The organism is Scytonema hankhaensis NUACC26 (assembly GCF_045865695.1).
Classification (GTDB): domain Bacteria; phylum Cyanobacteriota; class Cyanobacteriia; order Cyanobacteriales; family Nostocaceae; genus Scytonema.
The window spans coordinates 1-22,620 of the sequence record NZ_BAACAP010000126.1 but is presented as its reverse complement, the minus strand read 5'-3'; the positions used below and the strand labels follow the sequence as shown (position 1 = coordinate 22,620).

22 protein-coding genes and 1 pseudogene are annotated in these 22,620 nt (G+C 41.4%); 12 read left to right on the top strand and 11 right to left on the bottom strand.

What is annotated here, in order from left to right:
• Window positions 1–3 precede the first annotated feature (3 nt).
• A pseudogene (locus tag ACKTT2_RS07200) lies at window positions 4–577 on the bottom strand (Uma2 family endonuclease).
• Between the two features lie 166 nt (window positions 578–743).
• Here ACKTT2_RS07200 and ACKTT2_RS07195 point away from each other — a divergent pair.
• A complete protein-coding gene (locus ACKTT2_RS07195) occupies window positions 744–1,412 on the top strand; it encodes a DUF488 domain-containing protein (protein ID WP_407885276.1) in 669 nt (222 codons plus the stop codon).
• Here the strand turns inward: ACKTT2_RS07195 and ACKTT2_RS07190 are convergent.
• From ACKTT2_RS07190 to ACKTT2_RS07170, 5 genes are all read right to left on the bottom strand, one after another.
• A complete protein-coding gene (locus tag ACKTT2_RS07190) occupies window positions 1,347–1,967 on the bottom strand; it encodes a hypothetical protein (protein WP_407885275.1) in 621 nt (206 codons plus the stop codon). The two genes, ACKTT2_RS07195 and ACKTT2_RS07190, sit on opposite strands and share 66 nt — an antisense overlap.
• A 323-nt stretch (window positions 1,968–2,290) precedes the next feature.
• A complete protein-coding gene (locus tag ACKTT2_RS07185; protein WP_407885274.1) occupies window positions 2,291–4,525 on the bottom strand; it encodes a glycoside hydrolase family 57 protein in 2,235 nt (744 codons plus the stop codon).
• Window positions 4,526–4,679: 154 nt separating this feature from the next.
• Complete coding sequence (locus ACKTT2_RS07180; RefSeq protein WP_407885282.1) at window positions 4,680–4,910, bottom strand: NifU family protein; 231 nt, start codon at window positions 4,908–4,910, stop codon at window positions 4,680–4,682.
• Between the two features lie 118 nt (window positions 4,911–5,028).
• Complete coding sequence (locus ACKTT2_RS07175) at window positions 5,029–6,756, bottom strand: ATP-binding protein (protein WP_407885281.1); 1,728 nt, start codon at window positions 6,754–6,756, stop codon at window positions 5,029–5,031.
• A 182-nt stretch (window positions 6,757–6,938) separates the two neighbouring features.
• Window positions 6,939–7,175, bottom strand: a complete 237-nt coding sequence (locus tag ACKTT2_RS07170) for a hypothetical protein (protein ID WP_407885273.1) — start codon at window positions 7,173–7,175, stop codon at window positions 6,939–6,941.
• Between the two features lie 300 nt (window positions 7,176–7,475).
• On the opposite strand from ACKTT2_RS07170, the gene lepA reads away from it, so the two are divergent.
• Both lepA and ACKTT2_RS07160 read left to right on the top strand, forming a co-directional pair.
• The gene (gene lepA, locus ACKTT2_RS07165) at window positions 7,476–9,290 is read left to right on the top strand and encodes a translation elongation factor 4 (RefSeq protein ID WP_407885272.1); all 1,815 of its coding nucleotides are present in this window, start codon (window positions 7,476–7,478) and stop codon (window positions 9,288–9,290) included.
• Window positions 9,291–9,701: 411 nt separating this feature from the next.
• Window positions 9,702–9,881: a hypothetical protein gene (locus tag ACKTT2_RS07160; RefSeq protein WP_407885271.1), complete on the top strand. Its 180-nt coding sequence runs from the start codon at window positions 9,702–9,704 to the stop codon at window positions 9,879–9,881.
• 18 nt (window positions 9,882–9,899) lie between these two features.
• On the opposite strand, the gene ACKTT2_RS07155 is transcribed toward ACKTT2_RS07160, so the two are convergent.
• The 3 genes from ACKTT2_RS07155 to ACKTT2_RS07145 form a co-directional block, all read right to left on the bottom strand.
• Window positions 9,900–10,163, bottom strand: a complete 264-nt coding sequence (locus ACKTT2_RS07155) for a type II toxin-antitoxin system RelE family toxin (RefSeq protein ID WP_407885270.1) — start codon at window positions 10,161–10,163, stop codon at window positions 9,900–9,902.
• A complete protein-coding gene (gene relB, locus ACKTT2_RS07150; protein WP_407885269.1) occupies window positions 10,150–10,362 on the bottom strand; it encodes a type II toxin-antitoxin system RelB family antitoxin in 213 nt (70 codons plus the stop codon). Before relB ends, ACKTT2_RS07155 begins: the two co-directional genes overlap by 14 nt.
• Window positions 10,363–10,737: 375 nt before the next feature.
• Window positions 10,738–11,151: a hypothetical protein gene (locus ACKTT2_RS07145; protein WP_407885268.1), complete on the bottom strand. Its 414-nt coding sequence runs from the start codon at window positions 11,149–11,151 to the stop codon at window positions 10,738–10,740.
• Window positions 11,152–11,478: 327 nt separating this feature from the next.
• Between ACKTT2_RS07145 and ACKTT2_RS07140 the strand changes: the two genes are divergently transcribed.
• The 5 genes from ACKTT2_RS07140 to ACKTT2_RS07120 all read left to right on the top strand — a co-directional run bounded on the left by ACKTT2_RS07140 (window position 11,479) and on the right by ACKTT2_RS07120 (window position 15,438).
• Complete coding sequence (locus ACKTT2_RS07140; RefSeq protein ID WP_407885267.1) at window positions 11,479–13,209, top strand: tannase/feruloyl esterase family alpha/beta hydrolase; 1,731 nt, start codon at window positions 11,479–11,481, stop codon at window positions 13,207–13,209.
• A 309-nt stretch (window positions 13,210–13,518) separates the two neighbouring features.
• Entirely contained in the window at window positions 13,519–14,097 is a 579-nt protein-coding gene (locus ACKTT2_RS07135; RefSeq protein WP_407885266.1) for a PadR family transcriptional regulator, read from the top strand.
• A gap of 18 nt (window positions 14,098–14,115) precedes the next feature.
• Window positions 14,116–14,766 (top strand): ImmA/IrrE family metallo-endopeptidase, encoded by a 651-nt coding sequence (locus tag ACKTT2_RS07130; RefSeq protein WP_407885280.1) that lies wholly within the window; start codon window positions 14,116–14,118, stop codon window positions 14,764–14,766.
• Complete coding sequence (locus ACKTT2_RS07125) at window positions 14,766–15,269, top strand: hypothetical protein (protein WP_407885265.1); 504 nt, start codon at window positions 14,766–14,768, stop codon at window positions 15,267–15,269. Before ACKTT2_RS07130 ends, ACKTT2_RS07125 begins: the two co-directional genes overlap by 1 nt.
• Window positions 15,256–15,438 carry a hypothetical protein gene (locus tag ACKTT2_RS07120; RefSeq protein ID WP_407885264.1) on the top strand — a complete coding sequence of 61 codons (183 nt, stop codon included), beginning with the start codon at window positions 15,256–15,258 and terminating at the stop codon, window positions 15,436–15,438. The genes ACKTT2_RS07125 and ACKTT2_RS07120 overlap by 14 nt, the downstream gene beginning before the upstream one ends.
• 53 nt (window positions 15,439–15,491) lie before the next feature.
• Here ACKTT2_RS07120 and ACKTT2_RS07115 read toward each other — a convergent pair whose 3' ends face one another.
• On the bottom strand, window positions 15,492–15,908 hold the full coding sequence (locus tag ACKTT2_RS07115) for a hypothetical protein (protein WP_407885263.1): 417 nt from the start codon (window positions 15,906–15,908) through the stop codon (window positions 15,492–15,494).
• Between the two features lie 940 nt (window positions 15,909–16,848).
• Here ACKTT2_RS07115 and ACKTT2_RS07110 point away from each other — a divergent pair.
• Window positions 16,849–18,939 carry a choice-of-anchor X domain-containing protein gene (locus ACKTT2_RS07110; RefSeq protein ID WP_407885262.1) on the top strand — a complete coding sequence of 697 codons (2,091 nt, stop codon included), beginning with the start codon at window positions 16,849–16,851 and terminating at the stop codon, window positions 18,937–18,939.
• A gap of 127 nt (window positions 18,940–19,066) precedes the next feature.
• Window positions 19,067–19,765 (top strand): PEP-CTERM sorting domain-containing protein, encoded by a 699-nt coding sequence (locus ACKTT2_RS07105; protein ID WP_407885261.1) that lies wholly within the window; start codon window positions 19,067–19,069, stop codon window positions 19,763–19,765.
• Between the two features lie 168 nt (window positions 19,766–19,933).
• Here ACKTT2_RS07105 and ACKTT2_RS07100 read toward each other — a convergent pair whose 3' ends face one another.
• The gene (locus tag ACKTT2_RS07100; protein ID WP_407885260.1) at window positions 19,934–20,785 is read right to left on the bottom strand and encodes an FAD-binding domain-containing protein; all 852 of its coding nucleotides are present in this window, start codon (window positions 20,783–20,785) and stop codon (window positions 19,934–19,936) included.
• A gap of 278 nt (window positions 20,786–21,063) precedes the next feature.
• Here ACKTT2_RS07100 and ACKTT2_RS07095 point away from each other — a divergent pair, with 278 nt between their 5' ends.
• Both ACKTT2_RS07095 and ACKTT2_RS07090 read left to right on the top strand, forming a co-directional pair.
• Complete coding sequence (locus tag ACKTT2_RS07095; RefSeq protein WP_407885259.1) at window positions 21,064–21,756, top strand: L,D-transpeptidase family protein; 693 nt, start codon at window positions 21,064–21,066, stop codon at window positions 21,754–21,756.
• Window positions 21,757–21,901: 145 nt separating this feature from the next.
• Window positions 21,902–22,620 (top strand): Rpn family recombination-promoting nuclease/putative transposase (locus ACKTT2_RS07090; protein ID WP_407885258.1); only part of this gene is annotated, 719 nt, incomplete at its 3' end.

The following is a 22,620-nucleotide window of genomic DNA, read 5'->3' as shown; positions in this document are numbered from 1 at the left end:
TTACTATAGAATACCTCGTAAATCTAAAACAAAACCGGGCAGTACATCTTCTCCAGATAAAGTAGTTGGATTTACAATCTCCACCTCTCGCCCTTGGCGATAAATTTCAACTTGCTGGTTCTGTGGATCGATAAGCCAACCCAAACGAACTCCATTATCCATATACTCCTGCATCTTAGCCTGCAAAGTTTCCAAATCATCAGTTGCAGAACGCAACTCAATAACAAAATCACCGAGCAATTGGTGGAAATTTTTGCCGTTGTTCTGCACTCAGAGATTCCCACCTTTCTAATTTAATCCAAGTAACATCTGGAGAGCGATTCGCTCCATTGGGGAGTTTAAAGCACGTCGATGAATCAAAAGCTTTCCCTAAATTTTGCTGACGGTTCCAAATTCCTAAGTCAAGATAAAGTTCAAAATTTTGATTTCCTGTTTCTCCACCTGTTGGCGACACGATGACTAGTTCTCCTGATGCCGTACATTCAAACTTCATTTCTGGATTGGCTTTCACCAATCCGTAGAAAGTATCCTCCGTTAAGTTCCCAACAGGAGATAAATCTAGCGTTAAGATACTCACTGACAGTTCATCTCCATAAATGCGATTCCCCACAATTGTATTTTACAGAAAACCAGCGAGCTTTACAAAGTAAGAAGCTTTATTTTAGCTTGGCAAAAATTAAATAAGACTTCTATATAATTGATTAATAAAGGTTGTAGTGGATAACAGCTAAGTTGATTTTCTTATGGAAATATTTACTATTGGACATTCCAATAACAGCATTGAAACATTTATTATACTACTGCAAGAGCATAAAGTAACAGCATTAGAAGACGTGCGATCGCACCCCTACAGCCGTTATCTTCCTCACTTCAATCAAGCAGAAATCAAGTCTGTTTTGCTAAAAACAGGAATTCGCTACGTATTTTTAGGACGTGAATTGGGCGCTAGACCTAATGACTCAAATTGTTATATTGATGGTAAAGCTATATATGAAAACATTGCAGCTACTCAAAAGTTTGCAGAAGGTATTCAACGGATAAAGAAAGGAGCAGAAAATTACAGATTAGCACTTTTGTGCGCTGAAAAAGATCCGATTACTTGTCATCGAGCAATTCTTGTGTGTCAACATTTGCGTAGCTCTAATTTAGATATCAAACATATCTTGAGCAACGGAGATTTAAAAAATCATTATATGCTTGAAGAAAGGCTGTTAGATTTACATAATTTAAAACTGCCAGAAATTCCTAGACAAGTTCAACTGTCTCTTTTCAGAGATATGCAGCCAAAAGAGGATTTGACTACTAGTAAATCTTCCCGTGAAGAACTTCTGAAAAAAGCATACAAGCTACAAGGTTTTCAAATTACTTATGTAGAAAAAAATGGAAAACAACATGAACTTAAGATGGACTAGCGTTTTTGATGGAGGAATGTCTTCTATAAGTGGAACCGATACACAATGAGCAATATGTATTGCCGCATAGCAGTAAAGTGGGTTTTGCTCTGGGTTTGGCAGATAGGTATCCATACGAGACACTCGCCAAGGAAGCTTTACAAACTCACGCCGTTGATAATCATACTGTTTTAAATGAGAACCAACTCTTGCTCGCTTACCGTAAAAGTGTATCGAGGATTGAATCAAGTTTCTTTCCGAAGAGACAAAGATTTGAAGAATTGTCAGGGGATTTTCTTGAAACATCTCAACCCGTGTCCAAGCTGAGCGATCGCTTAAAGCTTCTTGCTGTAAAGCACAATGATTGAGAAATATAGACGAATCAGCTTCAAACTCAGGTTGCGTTTGCTCGGCTAACTTATATTCATCAACTGCTACAATCTTCCAAGGGCGAGCGCTACCAAACCGTACTATCTCACCCACACTAGGAAGTTCTGGTGTCCAATCCAAACGAGTATACTCGCCTCGTGTTGGATCTAGCTCGTGGTGAGTTGCTTCATAGTATCTGTGGGGCATAAATTAATTATCCTTAAAATTTCGAGTATAATTTCAACGCCATAATCTATTTAATCACTCCCACCAAACAAGATAACCAGTACCTATGGCATATACACCGAAAATACTGGCTTTCGCTGGAAGTACCCGCACTGATGAAAAATTAGGTGAAAACGTAGCCAAGATATTATTTAAACTCAACTAACAGCAGTGCTTACAGCCAGCCATTCGTATAAGACGGGCGAGGACGCCCGTCCCACAATCTGAGGTAGTCCCACAATCTGAGGTAGTCCCACAATCTGAGGTAGTCCCACAATCCGGGGTAATTTATTTCTTGGTAATCTCTAGGGGACTTCAATGGGAATCAATGCATTCTCTGGAAAGTAGGCGCTGTAACTCCCTTCATCTGCAAGAACCAAAACCAAACGCAAAGTATAATCTGGCGGAATTTGCAAATCTGCCCAAGGAACTGCTATCTCTAAACAATTGTTTAAAGCAACTTGCGCTCGACTGAAACGGGGATGCCATTGGTAGTGTTCCCCTGCTTCTCGAAAATAGGTTGACTGTGTAAGCAAATCGATCCCTAAATGATGGTGGAACAGGTAGTTCACTGGTGCAATATCGGGAACTTCTGCTAGGGGAACTGGGCTGTTATTCATGGGTTTGTCTGGATAAAACCACAGTAAATTTAATTCTGGTGGCAAATCTTGCCCTGGTTTTACGCCTGTTCTAAAGTCCACTCGCAAGTAAAAATTGAGGTGATCGACTCCATACCAAAGTCGCTGTAAGGGACTACTGCTATGCATAGTACCCCGTGCTCCACCTATTTCAACACGTCCGGCTTTGTCCCAGTCTTGCTCGTCACCTTTACCGTCAATGACAGGATGAATAAAGCTTTGCGGGCGGCGATCTGATAGTGCTTCGTGGATTTCTACTGGTTGGCGAAGATAAGAGGGGATGGGTTCATTTAAAGCTTTGTATATGCCATATAAATGTTCTCGAAACAAGCGATCGAAGATAGCGTCGTGATTTGAAGAATGCCCTACACCAAACCACCAAAACCAGTCAGAACCTTCTGCTGCATACAAAGCTTCCCATGCTTCGGGGTTGTTCTCTTCTGTTGCTTCTGGGTGACTGGCTAAGGTTAGCCTAGCTTGTGTTAAGTAATCCCAAGCACGGTTTTTCGCTGGATCTCCTATCCAAGTTGTAAAACTACCATCAACCCAAGAACCACTGTGCAATCTTTCTCCTGGAATGGTTGCTTTCGGGGGAAACTTTTCGATAAATTCTGAGACAGTAACTAGTTCTAGGTGTGGTTCGTCTGTAAAATTCTGGTAAAGAGCTTCTAAGAAAGGTTTACCATCTTCGGGATAAAATTCCCAGCAATTTTCACCATCTAAAGCAATGGTAACTAACCAAGGTTGTTCTGGTTGCTTTTCTCTTTGCATCCGCGCAATGGCTTGTAAATGCCCTACCAAATCTGCTGCTGCTTGTTTGGCAGACATGGCTCCATAGGTAAACCCAATTAAATCTGATAATCTATGGTCGCGAAATACGATCGCTAAATCTCCTGCAGATGTTTGCAAGCGATATGGTTGGTACAGCAATTCTGGTTCTTTAACATTCCCTGCTCCATCGCGATGGAAAAAGTGTTGTAGCGTCCACCCTAATACTGCTTCATCCGAGCAAATCCATTTAAATCCCTGATTAATAATATACGGTAATATTTCTGGGCTAACTGACTGTTCTGAGGGCCACAAACCACGCGGCGTCTGCCCAAATCTGTCTACATATAAATCCCATGCTTTTCGCAAATGCCGGGGAATATCTTCCGCCCACTGAAAGCGAGATTCTGGTAAAGTCATATTAGGCACTGCTACGCGCCCGGAGTTAGTATCGGCTAGCAAGGGTAAGATAGGATGGGTATACGGCGAAGTTGTCACTTCCAACTGCCCCGTTTCCTGCATCTTCCGATGTTGCGGGACAATTCTCCTAAGTATTTCTCTCTGCTTAGAGTAAATGCGCTGGCGATCGCCCAAAGTAAAATTCTTGCCTTGCTTTAACCAAGCCGCAATCTCCGGATCGTCCCAAAACAGAGGATCGATCCACGCCAAATTATGCCAAGCTAACAAATCGCTGTAATCCTGCAATTCCCAATTAGAAAAACACCAAGCTTGTCCTTTGTTTTGTCGTCGATCGTACAACTCAGCGTAGCGAGGATGCGGATCGATCAAATGGTGATGATTGGCATCAAAAAAGTGTTGTATAATGAACTCTCGCTGCTGGTCAGTCAGTTGTTCGACAGGTGACAAACTCACTTCCAAGTAAGGGTCAAAAGCAGTACCAGCAATATAGTCTTCTAGTTGCAATATTAAAGATGGAACCAAATTCACCGTCTGGTGTAACTTAGGATAGCGTTCCAAAATCAAAATTAAATCCAGGTAGTCCTTAGTACCGTGCAAACGCACCCAAGGCAAACGATATTGTTGAGAAGTAGATAGAGTTGCACTGCTTTCAGGAGATTTATACAGTGGCTGATGTTGATGCCAGATAAAAGCGACGTAGAGGGGATGAGTCATAGGTAATTAGGGATTGGGGATTGGGGATTGGGAATTGTTATTAGTTATATGGGGTTCTAACTCATTAGCCTACTACATAGAGTCACAACACACTTGAGTCAACCTACTTCTACTAACCCATCCTTCCTAGTCCCCAATCTCCAATCCCCAATCGCTAGATCACTTGTTCCACTTCTGCAATTTCTGGAATCATTTCCCGCAGACGACGCTCAATACCCATTCTGAGAGTCATGGTAGAACTGGGGCAAGAACCACAAGCACCTTGTAACCGCAGTTTGACAACGGGACCATCAAGTTCTACAAGTTCCACGTTACCACCATCAGATATGAGGTAGGGACGCATTTCATCTAAAACGGTTTCAACATTGTCAGGTGTGAGTGCCATAGTTTCCATAGTTTTAAACCTCGTAACTTAAAGATAGGGAGTTGGCTAACTACTACTAAAACAATCCTACTAGATTTAATTGGGCATACCCCAATCCCCAATCGCCAATCGCCAATCCCTAATCAATTATGAGTGGTTGCTGATATAAGGGGACTGTAAAGGTTACTGTTGAGCCAAGCCCTTCACCTAAGCTGTAAAAATTCACTTCACCCCCCATCGCCTCAACCAGCTTTTGAGATATTGCTAGCCCTAAACCCGTACCGCCATACTGACGGGTACGAGAACCATCTACCTGGCTAAATAAGTGGAACAATTTGTCTTGTTTGTCTAAAGAAACTCCAATACCCGTATCTGCTACACGTACACGTACCATACCGGGCAACTGTCTATCTTGGAAAGTGACTTTTTTGCGAACAACATCGGCTGTGACTGTTATGCCCCCTTCATGGGTAAATTTAATGGCATTTCCAATTAAATTTAACATTACCTGCTTTAAGCGCTGGTAATCGCCTTGGACAATAATTTCATCTGATGTGGCTGGCATTTGCATTCGGAAACTGAGATTTCTCCCCTCGGCTTGAGGGCGCATAAAATTTTCTACATCACTAAATAACTCATCTAATTTCACCGAACGCAGTTCCAATTCCATTTTGCCTGCTTCGATTTTGGCAATATCTAAAATATCGTTAATAATATCAAGTAAATATAATGATGATTTATGCGCTTCTTGTAGAAACTGCTTCTGTTCTTCGGGATCGTCTGCCATTCCCTCTAAAATCAGTTTTAAGAAGCCGATTATACCATTAAGCGGCGTTCGCAATTCATGAGTGACATTGGCAAGGAAATCTCGAATGCGGCGAGTGGCTTGTTCTGCTTCCTCACGAGCTGCTTCTAATTCTTTATATAAAGTTGCGTGAGCGATCGCAGTACCGAGTTGATCGGCGACATCTTTTGCGAGTTCGAGATCGTCTCCCGCGATGAAACAACAAGAATCACGAAGAGTCGCAGCAATTAATCCATTGGGTTGATCTTGGTAACACGTAGTAATCACCAGCATTTTTTGCTGCTCTAGTTGAGGATGTTGGGGTGAGTCCACCACAATTGGTTGCAGAGTTGAAATTGCTCGAGCAAAGCTAGACTCAGAATCCAAATCTATTTCCAAGCCCAGCATCGAACCTCTGGTTGACTGGTGATATTCTGCTGTTACCTGTACTTTTCTACTAGACGAGTGATACGGGCAGATAATACAACGTTCTAGTTGTAAAGCTTTCCCCAAACTATCCACTGTTTGTTGCCAAATAATATCCAGATCTAATGTACGCCGGATATTTCTGGTGATTTGATTGATCAATTTTTGGTGACGATGGGAACGTAATACCGAATTTAGCGCTACGGGTTTTTGAAGTGTTAAGTTTTCCGGTTGACTTGCCATCACTTCTTGCAAAAGACGTCCCATCACTAAAACAGTTGTTGGAACGCTTCCCACAGAAGACATTATTGGACTGATAGTCAACTCCAACTCAAACAACTGCGAACCATAGCTGAACCAGCATTGATATTTTTCCGGCACCAAAGTTGTCAACACCAGCTGCAACTTTTCCAAATAGACAGTTTCATTCTTTGGAGCGAAGACTTGTTCTGCACTGGCATCATCAAGTAACGTCTCCGGGCTTAACCCAACTCTCTCGCTGTGTTGCCAGTAAAAAGTCAGGTAACGTCCTGTTCTCTCTTGGGTGTACACCAACTCGGCTCCTAAATTTGCCCACAAGCCATTAGTGTTACTAGTAGTAGTTTCAGAATTTTGTGACAATAGATTTGACCGTTGTGAGTTAGCAGCAATACTCATGGCTCGAGTTGGATACATATCAAGGGCAACCCAATAAATCTTTGCTAGTCGCTGCATCAAGTTTGGCATAAATTTTTACAGCTATAGCATAATCGAGATTTAGTTTTAGGCTGTTCTAAGGTTTAGTATGTAAAATTTTACAATTTTTTAACCTTTCTTGATATTTTTAATTGATTTTCACCTCAATCATTCCACTCCCCCCGAGGAGGTAAAGGTTTGCGTACTGGTGTTCGTGTCAGTTCATCATCTCTTGGCGTGTCCCCCCTTAACCATTGGCGAATTGCCACTTCAATCACTTTACTAGGATCGTTGGTCAAATGCTGAATTTGTTCTAATAACTCAGAATCCAGACGAATTGCTATTTCCACCTTATCGGCTACTCTTTGTTCCGCATCGGTAGATTTTTCTTTCATATTCATAAAAAATTTGCTCTCGATCTTTTCTACTTAGCTAGTCAAGTGGGTCTATTCGACATGAGAGCGAGTGCAAATGCAACTCGCCTCTTTTAGTCTATTAGATCTCACTTGTTGTTTATTGTACGCCTCTAATTGGTGAATACTAGTCATTTGTCATTTGTCATTTGTCATTTGTCATTTGTCACTGGTCACTGGTTATCGGTCACTGGTCAGGTGTTTCTCCCGTCAAAGCAAAGAAAGCATTACAATACGTTAAAGTATATTGCTCTTTTATTCCTTATTGCCTACAAAGCAAAGAAGTATATGACTGACGTTCCCGCATCTCGCATTCGCAATTTCTGTATTATTGCTCACATAGATCACGGAAAATCTACCCTCGCCGATCGCTTGTTACAAGTGACTGGTACTGTAGAGCAGCGAGAAATGAAAGAACAGTTTCTCGATAACATGGATCTTGAACGGGAGCGCGGCATTACCATTAAGCTGCAAGCTGCCCGTATGAATTATAAAGCAAAAGATGGTCAGACGTATGTTCTGAATCTTATTGATACCCCTGGACACGTAGACTTTTCTTATGAGGTATCCCGCTCTCTTGCAGCTTGTGAAGGCGCGTTGCTTGTTGTGGATGCTTCTCAAGGTGTTGAGGCTCAAACCTTGGCAAACGTTTATTTGGCTCTAGAACATAATCTGGAAATTATACCAGTGCTGAATAAAATTGATTTGCCTGGGGCAGAACCAGACCGAGTGATTAAGGAAATTGAGGAAATTATCGGTTTAGACTGTAGTGGTGCGATTTTAGCATCTGCTAAGGAAGGCATTGGCGTTAATGACATTTTAGAAGCAATTGTTGAGCGGATACCAGCACCACAAAATACGATAGATGAGCGTCTAAGAGCATTGATTTTTGATAGCTATTATGATAGTTACCGGGGCGTAATCGTTTATTTCCGGGTCATGGATGGTAAGTTGAAGAAGGGCGATCGCATTTACCTCATGGCATCTGGTAAAGAATACGAAATTGATGAAGTAGGAGTCTTGTCCCCCACTCAAAAGCAAGTGGATGAATTACACGCCGGAGAAGTGGGCTACTTATCAGCAGCAATCAAAGCTGTAGCAGATGCACGGGTGGGCGATACTATTACCCTCTCTGGTGCCAAAGCAACTGAACCATTACCCGGTTATACAGAAGCCAACCCAATGGTATTCTGTGGAATGTTCCCCATTGATGCCGACCAATTTGAAGATTTACGCGAAGCACTTGACAAACTGAAACTTAATGATGCTGCATTACATTTTGAACCAGAAACTTCAAGTGCGATGGGATTTGGTTTCCGTTGCGGCTTTTTAGGTTTATTGCACATGGAGATCGTGCAAGAACGTTTAGAACGAGAATACAATCTGGATCTTATCATTACTGCCCCATCAGTAGTTTACAAGGTAACAACCATTAAAGGCGAGGAAATTTACGTTGATAACCCCAGTCACTTACCTTCACCTAACGAACGGGAAAAAATTGAGGAACCTTACGTTCAGGTAGATATGATTACGCCGGAAACCTACGTCGGTACTTTGATGGAGTTAGCGCAAAATCGGCGTGGCGTGTTTAAGGATATGAAATATCTCACACAAGGACGAACTACCTTAACATACGAACTCCCATTGGCAGAAGTTGTTACCGACTTTTTCGATCAAATGAAATCTCGGTCTCGCGGTTATGCGAGTATGGAATATCAGTTGATTGGTTACCGAGAAAATCCTTTGGTTAGGTTGGATATTTTAATCAATGGCGATCCAGTTGATTCCTTAGCAATGATCGTTCATCGAGACAAAGCTTATGGTGTTGGGCGATCGATGGCAGAAAAACTCAAAGAACTCATTCCCCGTCATCAATTCAAAGTACCCATCCAAGCATCCATCGGTAGCAAGGTAATCGCGAGCGAACACATTCCAGCATTACGAAAAGACGTTCTTGCTAAATGTTATGGTGGTGACATTAGCCGTAAGAAAAAACTCTTACAGAAACAGGCAAAAGGTAAAAAGCGGATGAAGTCCGTGGGTACGGTAGATGTTCCGCAGGAAGCTTTTATGGCTGTTCTACGTTTAGATCGAGAAAGTTAATCTTTGTTGTATTTGTTCAGATCCTCTACCTACCTCGTTCCCAGGCTCCGCCTGGGAATGCCTTACTAAAGGCTCCGCCTTAAGATTGGGCGCATTTGCGAGTCTGAGCCTCACTGTTCGCATTCCCCCCTGACAAATATGAAGATATGACTAAAGTCATAAATCTTATATGACTTTTATCTATAGTCGAAGAAGATTAAATTAGCTACTGTACGAATATCTTACAAACAATACAAAATTAACTAAAAAGCATTAATAGCTGCTAACAAAATCACCCTCTTGGGTGAAGCGCAGAAGGCAATACACAACTAGAATTCCCTAATTTAAATTTGAAGCAAATCCTTGCAATTATAGGCTTTGGTTTTGTGCTGTTAAAGGACTTGTCACCTTATCTTATACAAAGTATTCGCTATGAAAATTTTATACCTTAGTACTGTATTTGTCATTGTTGCTACAATCGTTGCTCTTCGTCACTATCAAAGTCAGATGAGTTCAATGTGTTTAAGTACAGATAACACATCTTTGAATAGCGGATCTCCAGAAACCTCTGCGTATAACTTTTTAGTGGAGAGCGATCGCACTTTCAATTAACGTTTTCCTTGTCTTTTGTTATTCGTATACATTGCGGCGGTGTCCAACTCTTACTACCAGCACTACCAATTTTTGGTCTTCAATCTGACACACAATACGATAATCACCAACACGATAACGCCATAAACCTACTTTGTCTGCTGAGAGTCCTTCACCGAAACGTCTTGGGTTTTCTTCTGTTGCGATTCGGTTGTCAAGATATGTCAAAATTTGCTCCTGAACTGTGTAGTCGAGCTTGCGTAATTCTTTGCGAGCTGCATCGTCCCATTCAATCTTCCGCAAGGTCTTTACCCTTCCTTATTTCTTCCATAGTCCAACGACGACCTGGATTTTCTAAGCGTTCAAGAGCAAGGTGAATATCTTCCAAGTCCTCAATATACTGCAAAATAGCTTGATGGTAATATGCCTTGGGTTGCCCTGTTACTTTAGCAAGATTGTCCAAGCGGTTTTCTACTTCTTGCGAAAATTCTATTGAGGACATAACTTTCTTATCTCTTTAATATATATATACTAGAATATACCAGGAACGATTAAAAACTAAATTTTTACTTTGATTTTTATTTGAGAGTCATACTTTAAAGTAATGGAATCATTGTGCCGTATACATTTTGGTAGTTTTTGACTCCTATTTCTTCAAATTTTGTGATAAATTAGAGTAAAGATATCCAAAAACACCTTTGTGATAGCTAGCGTTTTCAAATCAATAAAACGGCTTAAATGTTAATTATGGCTTTTGGGTTAATTTTGAAGTAAAAGCTGACCAAGTTGAAAAATCATTCACTAACCAGGTCGATAAGGAGACAAAAAGAGTACTAGCAGAAGAGATAATAGCGATGATTAACTCATTAAAAAATCCCTAATTAGCTAATAAATTTGATTGAAGTCTACTAACTAGAAAAAGTCTATCTAATCCTACTTGAATTCCATCTATCTTACCAGCAATACGAACTTCTAAACCTGCCATTGCTCCAGAAACTTCTAATTCTTCACCAGCAATACGTAACTGTACTTCTGTAATTTTTTTTGGATGAAAAATTTCGATATTCCTTAAACGTTGAATTCCCGACTTTCCAGTCATAATAAATTGATTTGATTTAATTTTAAGTACTTTTTCTCCCATGCGTAATTCCCCTTTAATAATTGTAGATTTTTCAATGTCATTTTGAAAATTGACTCCATCTTTAACTATCTCCTTAAAATGAACATTTTTAACTTCTAAATCTCCTCTAAAACATTCTTCATAATTTGTTAAGGGATTTTGTAATGTCATTGATAAATGGGTTGCATTATTTGTTTTTATTTCAATTGGTACGTTATCAGATTGTAACTCAAACTCTATACTTGCTGAATAATTAATACGTTAAGCATATACGTCTAGTGCATCTCCCCCACATACAGCAGATTTCAACTTGGTGAGGTACAAAAATTACCCCCCTCTGTCCCCCCGATGCCTTGGGGGGATGAAAGGGGGGTGTACCTCATTCAGATGCAAAGCGCTGTAACATACCCCTATAGAGAGAAGAAAGCTTTAAGATTGTCCGCTAAAAAGCAAACAAGTCATTCGTGTATTTAGGCTGCAATCCAGAGGAGATGTGGGGTGAGATCTCAGAAACAGCAAACATTATTTTGGAATGGTTTGAGGGTTACGCTAGTCTTAATCATCGCCTTTCTATTGTCAGTACTGCTGTCAAATATTAGTGCGAGATCGTCCCGGAGTTCTGAGATGGCACAACTCCCAATGCCACAAAGGGAGTCGAATCCCTGTAGTGCTTTGATGCAAAGAGATTTTGCAGCTATTCCCGATGCGCCCACCGCAATCCTTTCTACTCAAGTCGTTCCTGCTACCGCTCAAACTCCTGAATACTGCGATGTCAAAGGGTACGTGACACCTCAAATTCAGTTTGAGGTGCAGTTGCCTACCCAAAATTGGAATCGTCGCTACCTTCAGGTTGGTTGTGGTGGATATTGCGGCAGTTTGAGAGCTTCACCTGAATCTATTGCTGCACTCAATCAAAACTTTGCGGTTGCTTTTGACAACACGGGACACGTTGGCGGTGGCATAGGCACAGGAAGCGCACTTTGGGGACTGGATCGACCCCAACTGCGGGCTGACTTTGGCTACCGCTCAGAGCACGTTACGTCGCTAGCCGCAAAAGCGATCGCCACTGCATTCTATGGAAAAGATCCCAGTTATTCTTACTTCCAGGGCTGTTCCAATGGAGGACGACAAGCCCTGATGTTAGCACAGCGATACCCAAACGACTTTAACGGCATCATTGCTGGCGCACCCGCTGCAATCCAAGCGCCACTCAATGGAGAATATGAAACGTGGAATGGGCGTGCGAACGAAGATTCGCAAGGGAATCCGATTCTGCCCTCCGATAAACTCGCGCTGATTCATCAGGCGGCGATCGCAGACTGCGATGGGAAGGATGGTCTAGTAGATGGGCAAATCACCGATCCAAGAGTTTGCACGTTTAAGCCTGAATCGCTTCGTTGTACTGACAATGACGCTACTGCAACTTGTTTAACAACAGCTCAGATTGCAGTCGTTAATAAACTCTACAAGGGTGCTGTGGATCGTCAGGGTAAGCTACTTTATCCCGGCAGCCAAACGATTGGGTCAGAACTTGGGTGGGCAGGTTCGAGCATAGGTACATCTCAAATGCCGCCCTTTGCAGCCCAAATCTCTAACAGCTATCTGAAATATCTCGCCTTTCCCAAAAGTCCCCCTGCATCCTTCTCCTACAAAGATTGGCAATTTACAGCTGAGGGCTTCGAGCGTCTGCGATCGCTAGGCAAAGTGTACAATGCGACCAATCCTAACCTCAAAGCGTTCCGCGAACGTGGTGGGAAACTCATTCTTTATCATGGCTGGTCCGATCCAGCAATTCCTCCGCAGGGTACACTCGCTTACTATCAGGCAGTTCAAGATACACTGGGCGGTCTTGCCAAGGTGCAATCATTTGCCCGGTTGTTTATGCTGCCTGGAGTTTATCACTGTCAGGGCGGAACGGGTCCGAGCCGTGTGGATTGGCTCACCTCAATCGTGACTTGGGTTGAACAAGATAAACCACCTACTAAAGTCATTGCATCCCAAACGTCTGCTGATTCAGCAAGCGGTGGTTTTAGCAATCCAACCGAGAGAGCAACGGGAAATAATGCAAAAATTCTCAGAACAAGACCGATATTTCCTTACCCAATGCAAGCTAGATACAATGGTAAGGGAAGTATTGACGATGCCGCAAACTTTGTGGGAGTTATGCCTTCCCAAATCCCAAGCGATCGCATTGATTGGATTGGAAACGATCTATTTCAGCCTCGGTAATTTTAGAAAATTTTTATACCGTTAGAACACCAAACTCTGGTTAAGAGGGTGCTGTGTTCGGTGTTCAGCCATCTGTAGGAGCTTCACACAGTAAGGGATTGCCAAGAAATAAATTACTCAATCTTGTGGTACGGGCGTCCTCGCCCGTCCTATATAAGTGGCGGGTACCAATCCCGCACCACAAGAAATTAATTAACACTTAAGCAAGTATGTAGAATTTGTGATTGACACATCCGATATATCGCGTTATATTCTAATTAGGATTAAACGATATATCGTGATGCATCAGAAAAACACAAGGATCTAAATATGTTCAAACAATTTCATTCACGTTTTCTCGATCCAGCATGGGCAGGAGTTGGATCTGGCAATCAATTTTTCATGAGTGGACGACATGGACGCAGAGGTTCATCTCGTGGTGGTTGGGGAGATGAGCCTCGCACCCGTCGCGGTGACATCAAGTTCATGCTGCTTGGGCTTCTATCTGAGCGTCCTCAGCACGGTTATGAACTGATTAAAGAACTAGAAACCCGTCGAGGAGGCTTTCACCGCCTTAGCCCAGGTTCTGTCTATCCAACACTCCAAATGCTGGAAGAAGGCGGTTATTTGACCAGCGAGCAAGTCGATGGAAAGCGTGTTTACACGATTACAGACAGTGGTAGACAATTCTTGAGCGATCGCAACCAGCAGGCTGATTCAAGAAACACTTATGACAGTTTTATGGAAAGCAAGCCTTCTGAATTGATTGAGTTGCGGCGTACTTTAACGGATTTGAATGATGCTGTCACACAAATTGCACGCAGTGGTAATTTGGAGCAAGCTTTGCGAGTACGCGATCTGCTTGTTCAGGTAAAGCGTGAGATTTACAAGTTTCTTGCAGAGCAGTAAGACAGAGGTGGCAACCAACTGGTTAGGTATGATGCCAAACAGTGTACCTTTGATACTGAAGGTGCTTTTGTTTTAGTAAATACCCATAACATCACCATTGAACGTCAATTATTTACCCTTGCACATGAAATTGGACACTTAATTTTTCACCGTGTAGAGTACCAAGACAACGCCACTTGCTTTAAGCCGGGGAACCCGTCCAACGCAGTGGCTCCTTTAATTGAAGAAGGAAGCTCATGTGAAGAAAAAGCACCAGAGCATATTGCTGATTACTTTGCCAGCCACCTACTTGTTCCTCAAGCTGAATTTGAGCGGATGTACTCACTTACCAAAGATGTTGTCAAACTCAAACGATATTTTCGGGTGAGTTACCTAATCATCTTAAATCGTTTAGCAGAAATGAACATCACTGATTTTGCTAAAGAGAAAGCTAAAATCTGTGTAATTTATAAAAAGAAACATGATGGTGCATCTTTGCAAAATTCAATGGAATTATCACCAGTACTAGTTGCAGAGGATTATCTAGAAAATGAACGTTATGAATTTCTAATTTGGCGGTCTTTACAATTGAATAAGATTTCAGAAATGAAAGCGGCAGAACTGCTCAACTTAATTGTTGAAAAACTGCGAATGCGTCGTCAAGAAAATGATGTTTATGCAGTTGCTTAATGGAACAATTCTTGACGCAACAGCACGAGATTGATTTTCGCTGGCTGAACGAGTGGGGATGGTTACAACAGCACTATAAACCTTTGTACATTGCTCAAGAACTTCTAGACTCAGATCGATTAGAACCTTTAACTCGCCAAGCGGCTAACCAATACTTAACACCTCTAGCTCTTTCTACAGAGGAGATGTTTGTCAGTTTTCTAGAATTTAGCGTAAAAGCGCCCCTTTTGAGTGTCGCCGATCGATTTACAATTGCCATTGCCCGTCATCAATTGCTGATTTGTGTTAGTGATGATGGGTTAGTGGTTGAAACCTGCAAGGCATACAATGTTACCTACATTAGAACGCTACGATTATTAACTGAAATGGTAGAGACAGGACACAAAACAGCGATTGAGGTGACAACAATGGCTGATACCTTAATCAAGGAGCGAGGTAAACACATCTCTCCCAGAGTTTTGGCAGATTGGAAAATAAGTCTACAGCAATATGGCACGAGCTAAAAATCAAATGCGATCTCGCGCAACGAGCAAGCTTTACTTATCGCGATCGCACTGCGGTCAAGTCCCACAACTCTGGCTTGTTCTTCATCAACCTTTATTGCAAGTTTTAGTTGTGCTTTGCGGAAGCATAGTCTGGGCGTGTACTAGTATATGTCAGGTTTATTATTAGAACATGGAGCGTAGTAAGAGAACTTTTTGAATCTTGTCGGGAAAACCCAACGGTTACTCAAATACATATTGTTCCGCCACTTTCCAATAACGGGAAAAGCGCTTGAGGTCGATATAGCCGTCGTAGTCAAAAAATGGGTCTACCTCAAAGACTTCCAATTCCAAAGAACGTTCAATTTCGTCACAGATAGCATCAAATCGAGGACTGGGACTCTCTGCTGTGACTACTTTGTTAGCATTATGCTCTTTAGCAAAAGCTAAAACTTCTTTTGCGACATCGCCACGGCGAATGACGATAGGTAATTCTAGCAAGCATTCGTAGATAAAGGTGAGGCGCTTTAAGCCTAGTTGCCATTCTTCTATCAAAGCTTCGTCCCAAACCCAAATGGCTGGTGCGTCAGGGTACTCTTCGAGTGTGGGGTTTTGGGGACTAAGACAGTCGCCGTGTATCCAGATGATTGGTTTAGTCATGGGATGTGTGGATTTATAAATGATTCGTTGGCATTGACGATTGCCTTAAGTGTGCGGACACATCGGCATTATAAGACTAAGCTAAACTAGATTTTATCTACTCAATTTGTATCAAATAATGTATTTTTCTAAAAAATAGAGACTTCAAGAAAATCTACGTGAGTTAGAACTATAAGAATTGGAAAATTTGTATCATTAGTAACACTAACTTGAGAGTCTATATGATGATGGCTTGTGACTTCATCGTGGAACACCTCAAACAGAATCTGGGTTAAAACACATAATTATCATTTTGTCAAGGAAACTTTTAAAAAATTTCCTTTTTTGCTAAATAGTTTACAAAAATGCTCTGAAATTTGAAGAAAAGGTAAATTTATACTATCTATCACTATTAAGTTCAAAAAAAATGCTTAAGTGATTATACAGCTATAGTATCAATTAAAACAAACACTATAGCTGTAGGAAAATTTGACAATTTGTGCCGGGAGTCTCTACCGCAACATCACTAGATAAATTCAATTTGGCTAGAGTAAAAAATTACTTTTGACAGCTGTGTGTTTACAAGCTTGCAAGCAATTTCTCCTGTGAGAGTTTAACTCACGGAGTATCAATACAGTATGAGCATCGCATAGACATTACAAGAAATCTGTAATTGCGATCGCGGTTAAACTGTATAACCTAACAATATTGCCCCAGATTTTTGGCTCTTGCGTACTTAGCGTGCTATTTTTATAGGAAAATTAGCTTAAAATCCTTGTCTGGATTGTATTACAGCCATTATTACCTTTATAACAGTATTCTTTTCTAAAATTGAAACTAGAAGTGTCTGTAAGCCTTGCAAATAAAGCATAATTATAAATTTTAATTAAAATTTAGCACGCTATGTACGAAAGAACCGATTTTCTTTAGTGCAGCTCCTGAGCTATCTGCAAATGGATCTGTGGAAATTGATATCCCCATCCCCACTGGTACAGATTTAATATTAAATTACATAGCACCTGACTCTGTTAGTGCAACTTTATTAGCTCCAAATGGTACTGTTGTTGGCACTACTCTGGCAGGAACTCCAGATGCAGCCCAATTCTTGCGTTTCTTCAGTATCCCAACACCAATTGAAGGAACCTACAAACTTCGTTTGGAACAACAAGGTGGTACTACTGGTAATGTGCCGATTGCTGCGGTTATATCTGGAAACCCACTGTTATTGAACCTTGATGTTGGGCAACCAGATAGCAACAATCAAGCCCAAATTAATGCAATTTTAACGAATGCAGGTTCTCCAGTCACAGGCGCGACTGTTCTGGCAAACATTCAAGGGATAGACGGTTATCAAAAAGTTCTCACATTGCTAGATGATGGTCAAAATGGAGACGGAATAGCAGGAGATGGTATATACGGTGGTAAAACAGAGTTACTCTCTCCTGATGGTTACAACATAGGGGTTGTCGCTCAAGGTTCTAATTTTTCTCGGATAGCTTCTGATGCTATTAGTATTGCTAGACCAAATCAGGCAAACCTATCGTTGCGTCAAGTAGAGCTTTTAGACTCTGGAATTGTAGAACAAGATATAACTTATACTTTTGAAGTCAACAACATCGGACCTAATGAAGCTACTGGGGTTATTCTTGTTAACAGCCTTCCACAAGGGGTTGATTTTGTCTCAGCTTCTGCTGGCGGTTCCTTCAATCCTGCTAACCGCACTGTCAGCTTCAACTTAGGAGATTTAGCATTTGATGGTAGTACTACTGCCAATATTGTTGTCAAGCGCAAAGTATCTGGAGGCTTAAGAAGCATTGCTACTGTTACCGCCACAGAGTTAGACCCTGACTTGACAAATAATACTGTAGAGACAAAAGGGATTGACCTGCTGCTTAAAAGGACTACTAATCAACCTAGAGTAGACATTGGCGAAGAATACACATACAGCTTAAGTGTTACCAACAATGGTCCCGACAATGCTACAGAGGTAGTTTTAACTGAAAACTTACCATCAGGAGCCAACTTTGTAAGAAGCAGTACTGCACCTGTCAGCCTCTTTGGGGAAACACTTACTGCTAACTTAGGCAATATCAAAAGTGGTGATAGTGCAACAATTAATTTGACATTCAAATCTATTGTTGCTGGTAACCTCCTCAGCACTATCAGTGTCGCAGGCAATGAAGATGATTACAACACAGAAAATAACTCGCTAATCAGCACAACGACTATCAACCCAATCCTACCTGCTCAGGCAGATTTAGAGCTAACTAAAACCGTCAATAATACTAATCCTCAGATTGGCGATCGCATTTCTTTTACCTTGGATCTCACAAATAAAGGTCCAGGAATTGCTAGTGGTATCAAAGTCAGCGACCTGCTATCCACCGGATTAAATTTTGTGTCCGCGTTTGCTGAACAAGGCACATATAACAACAGTACAGGTATTTGGGATGTTGGCAATGTGAGAGATAATCTCAGCCGTAGCTTAACAATTACTGCCGATATTGTCAGTGGTGGTACTATTACTAACACAGCAGAAATCATTTCTGTCAACGAGACAGATCCTGATTCTACTCCAGGGAATAATAACCCCAATGAAGATGACCAAGACACAGTGATTCTTGTGGTTCCAGGCAACAATAACATTGTCAACGGCACACCAGGACGCGACACCCTAGTTGGCTCCTCTGGCAATAACATCATCACTGGTTTTCAAGGAGCAGACACTCTGAGTGGCGGTACAGGTAGTGATGATTTTGTCTACACCAATATCCGAGATCGGGGAGATACAGTGAACAACTTTGAGGTAGGCAAAGACAAGCTTGTCTTTACTGAACTACTTAGTAACTTACCTAGCTACACTAGTAGCAGCAATGTTAATAACTACTTACAAATTTTACAGATCGGTGGTTCTCCTGATAGCTTTAGCGTAAGAGTTGATGCTGATGGTTCTGGTGCAGATATTTTCAGACCCTTCATCACGGTGAAGACTACTGGTGGAACCCTAAGCTTAAATGATTTCCGCTATCAATCTACGACTACTGTTGTCTAAATTTATCTGACTTCAGCCGTTGATAAAGCTTCATACTAAATTGCTTCCAAAAAAATTTAGGGATTCACAACATAACTGACATCTACCAACAACAACACCTTTCTAACAGAATTTATGGAGTTCTCAAATGTCAGTAAAAAGTTTGTTTAAGTCTTTACTCAAACGTTCGACTAAAAAAGCTGCGGCTTTGAGTGTGTTCAGCTTGAGTAGTTTTATAATTGCTACACCTTCTTTTGCAGCTAGTGTGGATCTTGGCAGTTGGAAGCGTTCCGGTGATGTTTCACAAACTGTTGGTCAAGCCACATTAACGAATGCTGCTACTGATGGTAACGACGACTTTTCTTCCAACCCCAACAATATAGTGAATGTTTCTGGTAATGCACCAATAGACCCGAATCTAGGAATTGGTCCTCTAGAAACTTTTTTAGAGATCGCGCCAGGAACACTTGGTTTGGACGCTACGGAAGGTTCTGCAATCAAATCACCTATAGCTCTTGACTTCCAATCTGGTGATATTTTTAGCTTTGACTGGGAATTTGTAAGCAATGACCCTAGCAATGACCGAGCATTTGTTACGATTGCTAATTTAGCACCTTTCTTTCTCAATGGAAATTCTGGTCGTTTCAGTTATTCCTTTAAGACATCTGGTAGTTACAGCATAGGTATAGGTGTGTTCGATGGAGGTAATGATGTGATAGGCTCGTCAAAATTAGTAGCCAGCAACGCCAATGTAGAACCAGTTCCCGAACCTCTCACAATCTTGGGTTCCATGACAGCTTTGGGTTGGGGCTGGCGTATGCGCCAGCGTTTCCGTAAAAAGAGATAAGGTTAAGTCCCCAAATTTTCGCTCTTCGCAGCTAGGGCAAATTCTTCCTTTGTCTTTTCAACGAAAAGCGAAAAATTTTGGAGAGCGGAAACTTGATGCATGATTTGCTGTTGTAAGCCTAAAGCGATCTGGTGATTCATACTTAGATTGAGCACGCCAAAGTGTAAATTACCGTCGCTTTTTCCCTTTTTGCCAACTTTGGCTACTGGGTTGTTTGGTGAATCCTCCTTTAGGAAAAAGTTTTGCTTCTATGGTTTCATAACTTCCTTCAAAATCACAATGACCGTAAAGCGGACATTGCCGACAGTAAACACCTTCGGTGTAGCGTTCTAAGTTTTCGCGGTTGAAAAAATAGGGTTTGTGACTAAAGGTGCTAGCTACCCATTGCCATGACATATTATTACTGGCTGGGTCACCATCAAGAAGGTGTTCGAGAAACCACTTTGCGCCTGCTTGCCAACGGATGCGCCGCCAATGCACCATATATGCTGCCATCCACATACGTGCATGGTTATGCAAATAACCAGTCTCCCGCATCTCCCGGCTAAAACTGTCTATACAAACTCGTCCTGTGGTTCCTTGTTTAATATCATCGGGTAACTCTGGCGCATACTCAGAGACAGTGTAACCAGTTTTATATTCTTCTTGGTCTTTCCAAATTCCATCACCTAGCTTGGCATACAGCCTTTGCCAGTAATCGCGCCAGCCTAATTCATTAACCAATTTTGTAGCATCATCTTGGTTTTTAACTTTTTCCAGGGCATAGTCCTTAACTTCGCGTAAACTTAGTACGCCATAGCGAAGATAGGGAGAAAGCCGAGTAACCGCACCTGTGAAAAAGTTACGTGTTTTTCCATAGCGTGCTGGATCTACTTTTTGCAATGCTTTATTGGCTGCTTTGCGTCCGCCTACAGTTTCGCTGACGTTGTTATCGCGTTGTGCAGCTTCAGGAAATTGTTCGCGGAGGTAGGCTACGAGTTCATCGCGATTAGTAAACTCGCGTCGCATATCATTAGTCATGTTTCACCAGAATAGCAGGTTAGAAAAGCCAGGTAGTTCAATGGCGCTAGCAAATTTGCCTCCGCAGCCTCAGTCATTATTATGACCGATCGAGACCAGCGATCGCACTATGGGCGTAGGGTGGGCACTACCCACCAGTAGTGAATGGTGGACACTGCTACAAAAATCGTCTTAGTAAACTAGAAGTATTTCTAAAAACTTTTCAAACAAATTTCCTTGCAGATTGAAAATTCTCCAAACTAAACTAGCAGATAAAGACTTCTATTTTATTAAATACTGTGAGTTGGAAAAGTTTTTACAAAAATCATCAAAGGAATATTCTTGGAACGGCTTTGTTAGGAGCCAGTTTTTCCACACTATATTTTCTTTTAGCTCGTCAGGGATTTATGGTTCCCTTTACGGCAATTCCAGAAGTACAATGTGTAACAGGTTGTCCGTCACAACAAGCCTTGCACGTTCCTCCCATAGGCAAAGAATTATTGAACTACAACAAACCTCTTTCACAACTCATTAATAGTGCAAATGTTAAGGAAAAAACCTCTATTTTGATTGAAAAGTCAAAGTATCGGCTCACAGTTTACTACAATCAAAAACCATTGAAGTCTTACCCTGTAGTTTTCGGTGGTACTCCAACAGGAGATAAGTTACAACAAGGTGATAATCGTACTCCAGAAGGTATGCTGCGTATCAAAGATTTATACCCTCATCCGCAATGGTCAAAGTTTCTGTGGTTAGATTATCCCAACCCTCAATCCTGGAGAAAACATTTCCAAGCAAAAACTCAAGGTAAAATTGCTTGGTATCAGCCTATCGGTGGCGAAGTTGGTATTCACGGTGTTCCTCAAGGTGGCGACACAATGATAGACGATCGCAAGAACTGGACATTGGGATGTCCTTCTTTGAAGAACAAAGATGTAGAGGAGTTATATCAGGTTGTACAAAAAGGTACATTGGTAGAAATTGTTCCTTAACTAAGGACTAATAAAGAATCAAGGATTTTCAACTCAAGTAGGTGTATTTTACCTGTATAGCGCGACTTCCAATCGCCCAGACAAAAATAAATTGAGGCTTGGTACACATCCTCTTAAAATAATAGGAATGTTTATCTAAGTTGACATGAAAACAGATTCGATTTTTTACCGTCTATTTCAAACATTTCCAGAGGCTTTTTTTGAACTTATTGCCCAACAAGAAACGGAAGCAAGTGCTTATGATTTTGCTTCCGTGGAATTAAAACAAACAGCTTTTCGGATAGATGGGATATTTCTTCCCACTCCTAATTTAAAGGAAAAACCTATTTTCTTCGTTGAAGTTCAATTTCAGAAAGATCCCGAACTATACGCCAGGTTATTTTCGGAACTTTTTCTCTACATACGTCTTTATGCGCCAACTAAGAAGTGGCGATCTGTTGTGATTTTTGCCAGACGTAGTATGGAACCAAAGGAAGTAGATCCATTTGTGACTTTACTGGGAAGCGAGCAAGTCACGTGTTTGTATTTAAACGAGCTAGGGGATATAGCTGAACAATCCTTGGGAGTTGGAATCATGAAGCTAGTTGTGGAGACAAAAAAACGCACTCCACGAGCAGCGCAAACTTTAGTTGATAAAGCACGCACACAACTCCCTAAACAATCACAACAGCAAGTGCTAGACTTGATAGAAACAATTGTACTGTACAAACTGCCACGTATTAACCGTCAGGAGTTAGCTAAAATGTTCAGACTTAGTGATTTTGATATCAAGAAGACAAGGTATTACGAGGAAGTTCGCGAAGAAGTCAAAGAGGAAGTTCGCGAAGAAGTCAAAGAGGAAGTTCGCGAAGAAGTCAAAGAGGA